13 protein-coding genes are annotated in these 15,239 nt (G+C 38.6%); 6 read left to right on the top strand and 7 right to left on the bottom strand.

Annotated features, from left to right (window positions below):
- Positions 1–42 precede the first annotated feature (42 nt).
- The 3 genes from QMN76_RS06290 to pflB all read right to left on the bottom strand — a co-directional run bounded on the left by QMN76_RS06290 (position 43) and on the right by pflB (position 3,807).
- A complete protein-coding gene (locus QMN76_RS06290) occupies positions 43–522 on the bottom strand; it encodes a hypothetical protein (RefSeq protein ID WP_282024047.1) in 480 nt (159 codons plus the stop codon).
- 139 nt (positions 523–661) lie between these two features.
- Entirely contained in the window at positions 662–1,411 is a 750-nt protein-coding gene (gene pflA, locus QMN76_RS06295; protein ID WP_034339544.1) for a pyruvate formate lyase 1-activating protein, read from the bottom strand.
- A 110-nt stretch (positions 1,412–1,521) separates the two neighbouring features.
- Positions 1,522–3,807, bottom strand: coding sequence for a formate C-acetyltransferase (gene pflB / locus QMN76_RS06300; RefSeq protein ID WP_282065858.1), 2,286 nt, complete (start codon positions 3,805–3,807; stop codon positions 1,522–1,524).
- A 456-nt stretch (positions 3,808–4,263) separates the two neighbouring features.
- Here pflB and QMN76_RS06305 point away from each other — a divergent pair, with 456 nt between their 5' ends.
- From QMN76_RS06305 to rbfA, 6 genes are all read left to right on the top strand, one after another.
- Complete coding sequence (locus QMN76_RS06305; protein WP_034339537.1) at positions 4,264–5,364, top strand: glycerol dehydrogenase; 1,101 nt, start codon at positions 4,264–4,266, stop codon at positions 5,362–5,364.
- Positions 5,365–5,505: 141 nt separating this feature from the next.
- Positions 5,506–6,111, top strand: a complete 606-nt coding sequence (gene rimP, locus QMN76_RS06310) for a ribosome maturation factor RimP (RefSeq protein WP_282024042.1) — start codon at positions 5,506–5,508, stop codon at positions 6,109–6,111.
- Between the two features lie 9 nt (positions 6,112–6,120).
- Positions 6,121–7,653: a transcription termination factor NusA gene (gene nusA, locus QMN76_RS06315; RefSeq protein ID WP_034339532.1), complete on the top strand. Its 1,533-nt coding sequence runs from the start codon at positions 6,121–6,123 to the stop codon at positions 7,651–7,653.
- A gap of 73 nt (positions 7,654–7,726) precedes the next feature.
- The gene (locus QMN76_RS06320; protein WP_282024040.1) at positions 7,727–8,305 is read left to right on the top strand and encodes an RNA-binding protein; all 579 of its coding nucleotides are present in this window, start codon (positions 7,727–7,729) and stop codon (positions 8,303–8,305) included.
- Between the two features lie 52 nt (positions 8,306–8,357).
- On the top strand, positions 8,358–11,225 hold the full coding sequence (gene infB, locus QMN76_RS06325) for a translation initiation factor IF-2 (protein WP_282024039.1): 2,868 nt from the start codon (positions 8,358–8,360) through the stop codon (positions 11,223–11,225).
- Positions 11,225–11,644, top strand: a complete 420-nt coding sequence (rbfA, locus tag QMN76_RS06330; protein ID WP_282065860.1) for a 30S ribosome-binding factor RbfA — start codon at positions 11,225–11,227, stop codon at positions 11,642–11,644. The genes infB and rbfA overlap by 1 nt, the downstream gene beginning before the upstream one ends.
- A 4-nt stretch (positions 11,645–11,648) precedes the next feature.
- On the opposite strand, the gene QMN76_RS06335 is transcribed toward rbfA, so the two are convergent.
- The 4 genes from QMN76_RS06335 to QMN76_RS06350 are packed head-to-tail and all read right to left on the bottom strand — an operon-like array spanning position 11,649 to position 15,137.
- Positions 11,649–12,245, bottom strand: coding sequence for a PqiC family protein (locus tag QMN76_RS06335; protein ID WP_051462016.1), 597 nt, complete (start codon positions 12,243–12,245; stop codon positions 11,649–11,651).
- Positions 12,242–13,192, bottom strand: coding sequence for an MlaD family protein (locus QMN76_RS06340; RefSeq protein ID WP_034339519.1), 951 nt, complete (start codon positions 13,190–13,192; stop codon positions 12,242–12,244). Before QMN76_RS06340 ends, QMN76_RS06335 begins: the two co-directional genes overlap by 4 nt.
- 14 nt (positions 13,193–13,206) lie before the next feature.
- Positions 13,207–13,983, bottom strand: a complete 777-nt coding sequence (locus QMN76_RS06345; RefSeq protein WP_034339517.1) for an ABC transporter ATP-binding protein — start codon at positions 13,981–13,983, stop codon at positions 13,207–13,209.
- Positions 13,984–13,985: 2 nt separating this feature from the next.
- Positions 13,986–15,137: an MlaE family ABC transporter permease gene (locus QMN76_RS06350; RefSeq protein WP_282024034.1), complete on the bottom strand. Its 1,152-nt coding sequence runs from the start codon at positions 15,135–15,137 to the stop codon at positions 13,986–13,988.
- Positions 15,138–15,239: the final 102 nt, after the last annotated feature.

Genomic DNA, 15,239 nt, shown 5'->3' on the forward strand with positions numbered 1-15,239 from the left:
GGAGGCTTTATGCCTCCTTTTTTTTGTTATTAATAGTTTTTCTTAATTTGAAGAGTGAGTAGTATCAGCACTTTTACAAGAATTCATCAGTTGCACTAAGAAAATAGCAGCATCTTGTTTGTAATAGTTAACAATTTGCTTTAATGGTTTATTCGGAAATTGTGGAAGTACGTAGTAACTAAGGCGTTTTTGGAAAGCTGAGGAAGATAAAAAAGGATACTCTTGACTAATATCGGGTTTTCCCAGAGCGGCTCTTTTTTCATGATCTAATAAAATCTGGCTTGTAATGCCAATATCAGCAAGAATACATTGCTGTATTTCAGGGGATGTTCTATCCGTATTTTCAAAACAATCTGACATTGCATTAACTAGACCCTCGATATCCCCTTTGCATAAAAAAGGAGAAAATCTTTTTGATGCAGCTTCTATAGTGTCAAAAGTTAAAGGTTTTTTTATATTTGCTGCATAAAGATTCATAGGTAAAGCAATGAATAAAGTTGCTGCAATTAATATTTTTTTCATAAGAAATCCTATTATATTCATTATCATTCAGTGAATATACATATAAATATAATAGCTATAAAATAGTTTAATTAAAGAAACATTTTTTTGATAATATAGTGTCTGATATACAATTGGCTTTTGTATTTTATCATAAAGATCAGTAAATAACTTTATGCCCATAGCCTTGCAAAATAGATTGTAATCGCTTTAAAGTATCAGCAGATGGGGGTTCGACACCTTCTAATTTATATACTTTGCCTAAAGTTTTCCATTTATGCGCGCCCATTTGATGGAAAGGCAACATTTCTATACGCTCAATATTATCCATATCTTTGGTAAATTGTCCCAGTAAATGTGCTGATTCATCGTCATCTGTCCATCCTGGTACTACGACATAACGTATCCATGTGCGTTGGTTTTGTTTATGTAAATACTCTGCAAATCGTTTTGCGTGTTGGTTGGATATCCCAGTGAGTTTTTTATGAATTTCGTCATTCATTTGTTTAAGATCAAGCATAACAAGATCAGATTCATTGACAAGGTCAATGATATCTTGATTATAGTCTCGAACATAACCATTCGTATCAAGACAAGTGGTAAGTTCTTCTTTATGTGCTGCTTTAAAAAAATCTGTAACAAATTTTGCTTGTAATACAGCTTCTCCACCCGAGGCGGTAACCCCACCACCATTGGGCTTTAAAAAAGCTTTGTAGGTCACAATTTCCTGCATTAACTCTGGAACTGTGACGATCCGTCCCCCTTTAATATCTAATGCATCAGGATTATGACAATATAAACATTGCATTAAACAACCTTGGACAAAAACAATAAAACGAATTCCATCCCCATCAACCGTACCAAAAGACTCAACTGAATGAATGCGTCCTGTAATAAGGTCTGCTGACATGGTTATACTTTCATTTTGTAATGTTTAAAGAGTGCTTTATTCTTTTAAAGAAAGGCCCCTCTCAGGACCTTCCTTTATTATCTTATAGGTATCAAAATAATGAATTTCAGTTACATCGTTGCTGTAAAGGTACGATGAATTACATCATTTTGTTGTTCTCTGGTTAAAGAGTTAAAACGTACTGCATATCCAGAAACACGAATGGTTAAGCTTGGATATTTTTCTGGATGTTCTTGGGCATCAACCAACGTTTCACGGTTAAAGACGTTCACATTTAGATGTTGTCCACCTTCGCGATTATCATTGTGATGGAAATATCCATCCATCATACCTGCTAAGTTTGCTTTACGTAAGGAATCATCTTTACCCAGTGCATTTGGAATAATAGAGAAAGTATAAGAGATCCCATCTTTGGCATATGCATAAGGGAGTTTTGCAACAGAAGTCAAAGAAGCAACAGCACCTTTTTTATCACGGCCATGCATTGGGTTTGCACCAGGCCCGAATGGGGCACCAGAACGACGGCCATCAGGTGTATTGCCTGTTTTCTTACCATATACAACATTAGATGTAATCGTAAGCACAGATTGCGTTGGAATAGCATTGCGATAAGTATTTAGTTTCTTAATTTTTTTCATGAAACGTTCAACAAGATCACAAGCCATATCGTCAACACGAGGATCATTATTACCAAATTGAGGATATTCACCTTCAATTTCGAAATCAACAGCAACACCGTTTTCATCACGAATTGGACGAACTTTTGCGTATTTGATTGCAGATAAAGAGTCAGCAGCAACGGAAAGCCCAGCAATACCACAAGCCATAGTACGAACTACGTCACGATCATGTAATGCCATAAGAGCTGCTTCATAGCTATATTTGTCATGCATGTAGTGAATACAATTTAATGCTGTGACATAGCTTTTGGCTAACCAATCCATAAAATTGTCCATACCAGCCATGACTTTATCATAATCCAGCACATCATCCATCATAGGGGCAGTTTTAGGGCCAACTTGAGCTTTGGATTTTTCATCAACGCCACCATTGATCACATAAAGCAAGGTTTTGGCAAGATTTGCACGTGCACCAAAGAACTGCATTTGTTTCCCAACAACCATTGGGCTAACACAACAAGCGATCGCATAATCATCACTGTTAAAATCTGGACGCATCAGATCATCATTCTCATATTGTAAAGATGATGTATCGATGGAAACTTTACTGGTAAATTCTTTAAAAGCTTGTGGAAGTTTTTCAGACCATAAAACCGTAATATTGGGTTCGGGTGAAGGCCCCATTGTGTATAAGGTATTTAAGAAACGAAAAGAGTTTTTGGTAACTAATGTACGACCGTCAAGTCCCATACCACCAACGGATTCTGTTGCCCAAATCGGGTCGCCAGAGAAAAGCTCATCATATTCTGGTGTACGAAGGAAACGAACCATGCGTAATTTCATGACGAAATGATCAATGAATTCTTGAGCTTGCTCTTCGGTAATAACACCATTATCAAGATCACGTTGAATATAAATATCCAAGAATGTGGAAGTGCGCCCTAAAGACATGGCAGCACCATTTTGAGATTTTACCGCAGCTAAATATCCAAAATAGGTCCATTGAATAGCTTCTTGTGCGTTTGTTGCTGGACCTGAAATGTCGCAACCATCATATGTTGCTGCCATAATTTTCATATCATTTAAAGCATGATATTGATCTGTAATTTCTTCGCGTTTACGAATGGTTTCCTCTAGATTATTGCCATTTTCAAGATCTTCTTGCAAAGAATCAAACTGTTTACGTTTGTCGGCCATTAAAAAGTCAATACCATATAGGGCAACACGACGATAATCACCAATAATACGACCACGACCATAAGCATCAGGTAACCCTGTTAAAATACCTGATTTACGACAAGCCATAATTTCAGGAGTATAGATATCAAACACGCCTTGGTTATGGGTTTTACGATATTTCGTAAAGATTTCTAGAACTTCTGGATCTAGGGTTTTATCATATGCTTTACAAGAGCTTTCAATCATACGAATACCACCATTAGGCATAATCGCACGTTTTAGAGGCTTATCTGTTTGCAGACCAACGATTTTCTCTAGAGATTGATCAATATATCCTGCGTCATGTGAAGTAATGGTTGATATAATTTTTGTATCGAAATCCAAAGGGGCCTTGGTAGCATTTTCGATTTTAATTCCTTCCATGACCTCAGCCCACAATTTATCTGTTGCTTTGGTAGCAGAAGCTAAAAAGGACTCATCTCCTTCGTAAGGAATGTAATTGTCTTGGATAAAGTCGCGCACTTCGACTTTGCTTTGCCAAGATTGACCTTTAAAGCCTTTCCAGGCAACGGTTTGTTTTTCAGTGAGGTTAGACATATTCATCTCCTTAAGTAGAATAGATAAGAGAAAGTCATTTTCATTTATGCTATAAAATGATAGGCAAATCCTTTTTTGAAATCTCTTTGGGATTATATTCAAGCTTATTTGTGAAGAAATAAGAGAGGCCTTTAAAAGCAGAAATAGTCTTGAATATACAAAATTCAATAAAACAGCGTAGATTGGCGAAGCCTCTTAATGATGGAAAAGAGGAGTATAAATTTATTTTATGCTTAGCCAGTCTCTCCATAGATTTTAACTCTATACAACGTTTACTGTTCGCTTATAACGTCTTGGATACACGTTATCGTGATTAGCATTTTAAGATTAAAATTGAATCTTTTCAAGGTTAAACTGTTATATTTATTAATTAATGTTTTAAATTTATCATTAATTACAAAATTTGTTACATTAATATTTTGTTTGAAAAAAAATATCTAAGATAAGGAAATAATCATGCCACATCTTCCTCGTACGGTTACGTCTCCTAAGAAATTTATTATTGGGAGTGGAATTTTAAAAGAGCTGCATGAATATATCAAAGATTTTGGTGATAATGCGTTGTTGCTTTGCGATGAGTTTATTCTTGAGCGTGTTACTCAAAATACATTACCATATTTGCATATGGCTGGATTAAAAGGTAAAGCTGAAAAATTTAATTGTGAATGTACTGATGCCGAGATCAAACGGGTTATGGGTATAATGGATGAAGTATCTGCCAATGTGATTGTGGGAATTGGTGGAGGGAAAACGCTTGATACCGCCAAAGCAGTTGCATTTTATAAAAAGATCCCTGTCATTATTTTTCCAACGATTGCTTCTACTGATGCACCATGTACAGCGTTGACTGTGATTTATAAAGAAGGGGGTGCATTTGATCGTTATTTATATCTTCCGCAAAATCCTGATGTTGTGATCGCGGACACATCCATTATCGCGCAAGCGCCAGTACGTTTCTTTGCAGCAGGGGTTGGAGATGCGTTGGCGACTTATTTTGAAGCCAGAGCCTGTTATGCTGTTGATGGGGTTAATTTGGTATTAAAAAGACCTTCAAGAACAGGGATGGGGCTTGCACAATTGTGCTATCAAGTTTTACAAGAAAATGTTGAATGTGCTATGGATGCGGTGCGTAATAAAATTACTACTCCAGCGCTAGAGCAGGTCATTGAGGCTACAATTTACCTGAGTGGTGTAGGTGCCGAGTCTGGTGGATTAGCTGCGGCACATGCAATTAATAATGGGATGTCAGTCGTCCCTGATTTACACAAAGCACAACATGGTGAAAAAGTAGCTTTTGGATTACTTACGCAATTAGTGTTGGAAAATGCTCCTAAACACGAGTTTGATGAAGTTATTCGCATTATGAAAATAGTTGGTCTTCCATTAACCCTACAGGATATGGGGCTAGTTAATTTCGTTGAGGCAGAATGGCGCAAGGCTGCAGAGATTGCTTGTGATAAGCATGATACGATGCAAAATATGCCTAAGAAAGTGACTCCAGAGGCTGTTTATCAAGCTATTATTGCCGCAAATAGTTTGGCAGAACGTTATAAATAATTGTTTTATAAAGAATAAAAAAACAGGCAAAGCTTTTTTAAAATAAGTTAATGCTTGTATAGTATAATTATTTTTGGTATGTTGAATAAAATTTATCTTCCTTATTGTGGGGGGTGGCCTTAGTCGGCCGCCTTTTTTGTTTTGGATTCATTAGAAATTTCAGATAGTCGCCTTGAACATCGTATTGCTGCATTAATCGAACCAACTTTGGTTGATATGGGGTACGAAGTTGTCAGAATCATGATCTTGGGTAAAGTATCGTTGACCTTGCAAATTATGGTCGATCGTGCTGATGGCTCTTTGATCAATGTCGAGGATTGCGAACAGATTAGTCACGCAGTCAGTGCAATTATGGATGTCGAAGATCCAATTGAAGCAGCTTGGACCCTTGAGGTATCTTCTGCTGGGATTGATCGCCCTTTGGTTCGTCCCAAAGATTGGAATCGGTTTTCTGGGCATTTAGCAAAAGCTGAAACAATGATCCCCGTTGAGAGTAGAAGACGCTTTTCTGGTGTTGTTTTAGGGGCAGATGATGCGTTTGCACGTATGCGTCTGGATGATGGGGTCGAGGTTGCACTGCCGTTTTCTGAAATTCGCAAAGCAAAATTAGTTTTGACAGATGCATTAATCGATGCATGCCAGCATATGATTACTCCTAGTAAAAGCGAAGCTGAAGAATCTGTCGAAGAAGATACACAGCACCAGTCTAGTGGATTTGGTGAAAATAATCGTTTTAAAACGCATTGAGAGGTTTCAATGGATACGTCTGTTTCTCGTCCTGAGTTATTATTAGTTGCGGATGCGGTTGCTCGTGAAAAAGCAATCAGTCGAGATGAAGTGCTTGAGGCCATGGAACAGGCCATTCAAAAGGCTGGTCGTGCGAAATATGGTCATGAAAAAGATATTCGTGCAGTTATTGATCGTAAAACAGGTGAGGTGCGCCTTTCTCGTTGGACCGAAGTTGTCGAAGAAGTTGAGCACGAAGATTCTCAAATCCCTCATTATATTGCGATTAAAATTCAACCTAATATCCAAATTGGTGAATTTATTATTGATCCATTACCGCCTATTGATTTTGGACGAATCGCTGCGCAAACAGCTAAGCAAGTTATTGTGCAACGTGTTCGCGAATTTGAGCGTAATCGCCAATATGAAGATTTCAAAGATCGTGTAGGTGAAATTGTTAATGGTACCATTAAGCGTACTGAGTATGGTAATCTGTTGGTTGAAATTGGCAGTTCAGAGGCATTGTTACGTCGTGATGAGCTTATTCCTCGTGAAAATTTCCGCAACTCTGAACGGGTACGTGCTTATATTTATGATGTGCGTAAAGAGCCTCGTGGTCCACAAATTTTCTTATCTCGCTCTCATCCAGCATTTTTGGCAAAACTATTTGCTCAAGAAGTACCTGAAATTTATGATGGTATTATAGAGATTAAAGCAGTTGCTAGAGATCCAGGCTCTCGCGCTAAAATGGCTGTGACTTCTAAAGATGCTACTATTGATCCAGTGGGTGCATGCGTAGGTGTCAGAGGTTCTCGCGTTCAAGCTGTTGTGCAAGAGTTGCAAGGTGAAAAAATTGATATCGTTCCTTGGAGTGGTCAGGCAGCAACCTTTGTTGTGAACGCACTTGCTCCAGCTGAAGTAACTAAAGTGGTTATGGATGAGGAGGCTGGTCGAGTTGAAGTGGTTGTTCCAGATGATCAACTTAGTTTAGCGATTGGTCGCCGTGGTCAAAATGTCCGCTTAGCAAGTCAATTAACCCGTTGGGATATTGATATTCTAACGGAAACCGAAGAATCAGAACGCAGACAAGAAGAGTTCAAAACAAGAACGTCAGCACTTGTTAATGATTTAGATGTTGATGATGTTATTGCGGGTCTATTAGTTACAGAAGGTTTCCAAAATATTGACGAGCTCGCTTTTGCAGCACCAGAAGAAATTGCTGAGATTGATGGGTTTGATGAAAATATTGCTCAAGAGTTAGTGCAACGTGCAGAAGAGTTCTTGGTTAAACAGCAAGATTCTTTGGATCAACAACGTCAAGAGCTTGGTGTAACAGATGATATTGTTGAGCTTGATTGTTTTACTCCACAAATGTTAATATTATTAGGTGAAAAGGGTGTGAAAACACTTGATGACCTTGCTGACCTTGCTAGTGATGAGCTGATTGAGATCTTGGGTGCAGATTCTTTGGATGAAGAAACTGCAAATGCGATTATTATGAGTGCCAGAGAGCATTGGTTTGAAGATGAAGAAGTCGATAAAACACAGGAAGAAGAAAAGTAATTAAGTATATTGTCGTAATATTTAGTGCTGTTTTGATTAAACCTCTTTTAATTCTTGATGAACTGCGGTATTGATGAAGAAATCTGAAGCACCAAAAGAGCAACGATGTTGTTTGGTCACAAGAGAGAAAGGTCGTCCAGAAGAATTGATTCGTTTTGTTGTCTCACCCGATGAAATGGTGGTTCCTGATTTGACAGAACGTCTTCCTGGGCGTGGAATGTGGTTGCAAGCAAGTCAAAATGTGCTACATACGGCTATACAGCGTCGCGTGTTTTCTAGAGCAGCACAGTGCCAAGTAAAAATTCCTGATAATTTGTTATCGATGATCGTTGATGGGTTAAAGTTCAGGATAAAAGATGGCTTAGGTCTTGCAAGACGTGCTGGACAGATTACATATGGTTTTGTAAAAGTAAGGGAAAAGATTTCTCAAAATAATGTTGGGTTAATCATACAAGCCACAGATGGTAGTGAAGACGAAAAAAAACGTTTACTCTCTGGGGCTAAACATTTGCCAGTAGTAACAATTTTTACGAGTGAAGAATTAGGCAAGTTCTTTGGTCGTGATCATATAGTTCATGCGGCAATTCACGCAGGCCCGTTTACTGATCGTCTTTTAAATGACAGTAAACGTTTGGCAGGGTTTATTAATTAAGGGTTGGATTTAACGAGATTACTCGTTAATGGGATAAAGAACAGGCAGGTATATGAGCGAAGGCAACGATCAAGAACAAGGACAAGGTAAAAAACGTCTATCTTTACGTTCGTCAGTAAGGCAAGATTCAGGACATACTGTCGATGCCGGGTCAATTAGACAAAGTTTTAGTCACGGGCGGACTAAAGTTGTACAAGTTGAAGTGCGAAAAAAACGTGGTGCGTCTGGTGGTAATGAAAAAGCTCCAGGAAGCACAACTGGGGTTGCACGTAAACCCGCAGCAAAGAAAACGGCAGGTAGTGTTTCTGGTAAACGCGCATTAACAGCGTCTGAATTAGCAACACGTCAACGCGTATTAGATGAACAACGCCTTGATATACAACGCAAAGAAGTAGAGCGCAGAGAGCAAGAAAAAATTGCGATTCTATCTGCTGCTGAAGAAGCAAAGCGTCGTGAAGAAGAGAAGTTACAGCAAGAAACAGAAGCTGCTTTAGCTGCAAAAGAAGCCGAAAAAGCCCGTCTGGAAGCTGCAGCCGTAGCGGTGAAAGCCGAAGTTGAAAAAAGAAGTATAGCTAAAGAAGCAGCTACAAAGCAACAAACAGCACCTGAGGTAAGAAAACCTCAAGGTCAATCTTTGACAGCTCGCAGAACAAAAGTTTCACATACACCGATTCCTGGTGAGGTAACGCTTGCTCCGACTCCAAGAAGAGTTGAGCCGCTTGCAAAACGTGCTGTTATGTCAAGTAGGCCTGTTGCGAAAACAACCCCTGTTATTCCTGGTATGGAAAACGAGAAAAACGCAGGATATGGCGGACGCAATAAGGCGGATAAAGATGATAAAGTTGTAAAAAAATCTAACGACTTTGTGCGTGCCCGTCCTGAATTGCGTGGTGATGCAGAAGGTGAAGATAGTGATGGTCGTCGTGGAGCTCGCCGTGGCGCTGGCGCCGGGGCTGGTCCAGGTGCTGGTGTTGGTGCTGGACGTAAAGCAGGTAGTGGACGTGGAAAAAGCGGTGATAACCGCCGTTCAGGAAAAATTGATATTCAAGCAGCAATAGAGGGCGAAGATGATAAAGTTCGTTCTTTAGCATCTGTTCGTCGTCAAAGAGAACGTGAACGTCGTCAAGCTGAGCTTGAAAAGTTGCGTGCAGACCAAGTTAAAGTGGTTCGAGATGTAACATTGCCTGAAACAATTACTGTGCAAGAACTTGCTAACCGTATGGCTGCTCGTCAAGGGGATGTTATCAAAGCCTTGATGAAAATGGGCGTGATGGCTACAGTTAACCAGTCTTTGGATGCCGATACCGCTGAATTAGTGATTGAAGAATTTGGTCATCGTGTTCATAGGGTTGCAGATAGTGATGTTGAACTCGGTATTGAAAAATTTGCAGATACTGATGAAAATCAAGTTTCACGACCACCTGTAGTTACGGTCATGGGGCATGTTGATCATGGTAAAACGTCGCTATTAGATGCATTACGTACAACCGATACAGCCAGAGGCGAAGCAGGGGGAATTACCCAGCATATTGGTGCATACCAAATAAAATTACCTTCTGGTGCAAGAATTACATTCCTTGATACACCAGGTCACGAAGCCTTTACGGCAATGCGTTCTCGTGGTGCATCTGTGACGGATATTGTTGTGTTGGTTGTTGCTGCGGATGATGGTGTAATGCCCCAAACAATTGAAGCAATTAAACATGCTAAAGCTGCTGGGGTTCCAATTATTGTTGCAATCAACAAATGTGATCTTCCTGGTGCTAATCCTGATCGTGTTCGACAAGAATTATTGCAACATGAAATTGTTGTCGAGCAAATGGGTGGTGATACTCAGGATGTTGAAGTTTCAGCTAAAAAACGTATTGGTTTAGATAAACTTGAGGAAGCTATTATTTTATTAGCAGAATTGCAAGAGTTGAAGGCCAATCCAAATCGTATCGCCGAAGGTGCTGTTATTGAAAGTCGTTTGGACAAAGGACGTGGACCTGTTGCAACATTATTAGTACAAAAAGGAACCTTGAATAAAGGGGATGTGGTTGTTGCTGGTGCTGAATGGGGTCGTGTTCGTGCGATGCTTGACGATAAAAACGTTAATATGAAGCACGCGGGTCCATCTGCTCCTGTTGAGTTACTTGGGTTGACCGGGGTGCCTCGTGCAGGTGAGCCTTTTGTTGTCGTTGATAGTGAAAGTAAAGCCAGAGAGATTTCTGAGTTTAGACAACGCAAAGTTCGTGAAAAGCAAGCTGCTGTTCGTCTAGCTGCGCGTGGAACTTTGGATCAAATGTTAGAGCGTATTCAAGCTGGTGAACAAAAAGAAGTTGCTGTCTTGATTAAAGCTGACGTTCAAGGTTCTGCTGAAGCTATTCAAACAACTGTAATTAAATTAGAGCATGAAGAAATTAAGGTAAATGTAATTTCTGCAACAGTTGGGCAAATCACAGAAAGTGATGTTCAATTGGCAAAGGCTTCTAATGCAATTATTGTTGCCTTTAACGTTCGTGCGACTGTTCAAGCAAGAGAGCTTGCCCAACAAGAAAATGTTGGTATTCATTATTATTCTATTATTTATCAAGTTATTGATGATATCGAAAAAATAATTAAAGGACGTATTGCGCCTAAACAGCGTGAAAAATTCTTGGGTTATGCTGAAATCCGCAAAGTATTCTCTATTGGCAAGACTGTTAAGGTTGCAGGTTGTTATGTAACACAAGGCGTCGTCCGTCGTGGATGTGGTGTACGTTTGTTACGTGATAATGTGGTTATCCATGCAGGTAACTTAAGTCAATTGAAACGCTTTAAAGATGACGTTAAAGAAGTAACGCATGAATATGAATGCGGTCTTTCTTTCGCAGGATTTAATGATTTACGCGAAGGCGATGTTGTTGAGTGTTACGAAATGGAAACTATTGAAGCGTAATGAGTAAGCCTTTATTTACAGGAAAAGGTTCCTTAGGCAATATGCCTAAGGGGCCATCCCAAAGACAATTACGTGTTGCAGAAGAAGTGAGGCATGTGCTTTCTGATCTCTTTGCACGTACGGAGTTCCGAGATCCTGAGTTGCGCGATAAGCGTCTAACGGTAACCGAAGTAAGAATGACTCCTGATCTACGTAATGCAATTATTTATGTGGTTCGTTTGGGGCAAAGTAATGTAGAAGAATTACTACCTGCTTTGAAAAGAGTAGCACCTTTTCTTCGTACACAATTAAGTCAAAAATTACGAATGAAATTTTCCCCTGAGCTTCGTTTTCAAGCGGATACAGGGTTGGACTATGCTGCAAAAATCGATATTTTGTTACATAGCCCTGAAGTTTTAAGAGACTTAGATAAAGAATAAAGTTCTAACGTAGTTGCTGGATAGTATTATTAATATTACCTGCTAACTGCGTTAGCGCATTTTGTTCTAATTTCACAATATCATTATCAGTTTGTATTGTTCCTTGATTAACAAAGCTTATCCTTTGTTTTTGTACAGGGGCTTGTGCGTCTTGTGGAATAATAGACCACGATGCTTCTACGGTTAAAATTCCCGTTTGATTTGCTTGGGCTTGTAAATCAAAACGTCTGATGTTGATTCTGATTTGATAAGTAGGTGGGCTGACCGGAGCTTGATCTGTAATCCACAAATTAGGATTTTTATCGGTTAGAAGGTTTGTAATTAATCCTGTAGCACCAATGGATAAAATGCTGCTCATTCTTCCATTTACACTATGGTTTAATGCCGTTCCATTACGTGTCGTAATATCAGCTGTATTGAGATAGTCAGGTACCGTTACACGTGAGATATAAATCACAGATGTATTGTTTGTATTATATACCTGAGCAGGTTTTGGTGCTGTGACACCTTCTGTTAATGTATAATATTGTAACGCAGGAGCCGCACACCCAATCAATAAAGAAAAGGTGGCGATAGCACAGCAAGGTATTAATTTATTCATTGGCGACGACCTGTCAGTAAGATTTTAGGATTGCGTTCAATTTGAGTAGAAAATCCACGTAATGAGGTAGCGGCATCTGCTAGATTTTGCAAAATAATTTCTAAATTATTACGAGCTGTAGAACGAACAGATGTCATAGATTTTAAATTTTGTAAAACATCAGAAGCATTGGATAAAGTTTTATTGGTATTTATTAATACCTTGTGGATTTCAGCACCTTTACTCTTGATTTGTTGGTCTCCATCAATAAGTAATGTATTTAAATTAACAAATAATTTATCAAGTTTATGATCTACATTTGCAATTAATTTATTACTACTTTCTGATGTTTTGGTAACATTATTTAACAAAGGTGGGATTTGTTCATTTAATGTGTCTGCAAGTTTTCCAACTTTTAGAATTGTTTCATTTAAATCGTTAGACAATTTTTCTAATTGTAGATTCATCAATTCAGATTTGATTTGTTGAATCGTCGATGGATGAGATGGAATCTCAATTAATCCATTGATTAATTGCGGATGAAAAATAGGTTTATCATTCGGATAAAAATCTAAAAATATATTAGATGATCCAGTTACAAAACTTTCAGTGCTAATTTCAGCACGCAAGCCGTTTGCTATCATCGTATCCATAAAGTCTTTATAATTTTTATAGTGTGTATCAAGACGTATTTTTTTTGGATCAATACTGACGACAACAGGGATATAGGCTTGGTGATCTTTGGGATCAAATTGCAACGTAATAGAATTGACTGTTCCGACTTGCACCCCTCTAAAATTAACTGGAGCACCGATAGATAGCCCTGTCACAGACCCCGGAAATACAACAATTGCTTGTTTTTTAGAAGAAAATAAGTTGAAATTTCCAAAAAGGATAATCGCCGCCAAAGCAAGAATAATCCCTCCTAGAACAAATGCTCCAATAGATGTTTGTTTAGTGATTGCCATAATGGATAGTCTTTCTATTTCGGATTTTGAACGGTTTGGCGATGCATGAAATCATTGACCAATTCACAGGGTGGATTATCTCGTAATGCTCTGGGGGAACCATGAGCAATAGGTCTTTTCGTTTCTGCATCAAGGAATATCCCATCATCAGCAATGGTGAAAAGACTGGGTAATTCATGACTGACAATAATAATTGTTGTTCCCAACCCATCGCGCAGATTTAAAATTAGATCATCCAGCCGTTTTGAGGTAATAGGGTCTAATCCCGCAGAAGGTTCGTCAAAAAATAATATTTCTGGGTCTAATGCTAGTGCTCGAGCCAAGCCACATCGTTTTTTCATTCCGCCACTCAGTTCGGAGGGATATAAATTAACTGCATGGCTCATTCCAACAAGACCCAATTTCATTTCAACCAAGCGTTGTATCATAGTCGAAGAAAGTTTTGTGAATAGTTGTAGTGGTAAAGCAATATTTTCACCGACGGTCATGGAGCTCCATAAGGCAGCACTTTGAAATAAAACCCCAAATTTGCGCCCGATTTCAACACGATGATTTTTGTTTGCTCGCCAGTAATTTTCACCTTTAACTAAAAAATCACCGTTTTTGGGTGGTAGCAGACCAATCATGGATTTTAATAATGTGCTTTTACCACACCCGCTGCCGCCCATTAAAGCAAATATGCTGCCTTTTTTTACAGTGAAAGTAAGATCTTGTTGAATAATACGTTCGCCATAACCAACAGTTAGATTTTCAACCGATAATAAGATATTTTGAGGAGATGTTGCGTTCATAATTATATACCAATAATGTCGGCTAGAACTGCAAAAACAGCATCCAAAGCAATCACCCCAACAATACCCGCCACAACGGCTTTTGTTGCAGCAACACCCACATCAGCGGCACTGCGTCCAGATTTCATTCCTATGTAACAGCTACTAACCCCAATGAACATTGCAAAAGCAATAGTTTTAGTTCCACCAAAGATAAATTGGTTAAATGGAACGGCGCCAAATGTTTGGTATAAAAAGCCAATAACTGAGACTTTTAACATTAAAATAGAGACTATTAATCCACCGAAAATGCTCATCAAACATGCATATAAATACATGAATGGCATTGTGATGACTAATGATAACATAGAAGGTAAAATTAAATATTCAGTTACTGGAATACCAAATACTTTCAATGCATCAATCTCTTCATTCCCTTGCATAGTTGCAATACGAGCAGCATAAGCGCCACCTGTTCGACCAGAAATGACGATAGCCGTCATCACAGCAGCCAGTTCTCTGACCGTTGCAATCCCGACAAGGTTTGCCACATAAGCATCAGCCGAGAATTTGCGTAATTGCACTGCACCAACAAAGGCTAGAATAGAACCCATCAAGAAATTAACTACACTGATAATGATTAAAGCAGAAGGCCCAGCAGCTTTAATATCTCTGAGTAAATCATTGAGGCGCATATAAGAACGCCCCATAAAGAATTTAAAAACGCCTTTTAAAGCAAAAATAAAAAGTTGAAACGTCATGCCTAGACTATTTAAAGAGTTAATAGTCCATTCCCCTAGATCGTATATAGGACGGAATCTAGATTTTGGAGGTGATGTTGGTTCTGGCTTTCTGTCATTAAGAAGACCAACCAATTGCTGTGCGGCAACGGGTAAACTGTCTTTATCAATAGAAATTTCTTTGAGGGTTGCAAGATTTTTTACATCCCACAAAAAAACTACTAAACCGCTGTCCCATGATCCCAGTTGATCTGTATTCATTTGAACAGATACATTTACAGAACAGTTCTTGAAAATATCATCTGGTAATTGTGGTATGTTATTGTTTTTTGCCAGCCAATCCCCACTTATAACAAGTATTGGTTTATTATTTTCGAACTTTAACGTCCATTGAGGTGGTTGAGATGGAGAACTTGATTTATTATTAATCGTCAAGTGAAAACCTTACTGATATATATAATCCCATTGTAATAAATATGTTTATTATTAGAATAAACACAATCATTTGGTATTGCTTTTTCTGATTTCCCGTTACCA

The sequence above is a fragment of the Commensalibacter papalotli (ex Botero et al. 2024) genome (genome assembly GCF_947179115.1).
Classification (GTDB): Bacteria; Pseudomonadota; Alphaproteobacteria; order Acetobacterales; family Acetobacteraceae; genus Commensalibacter; species Commensalibacter papalotli.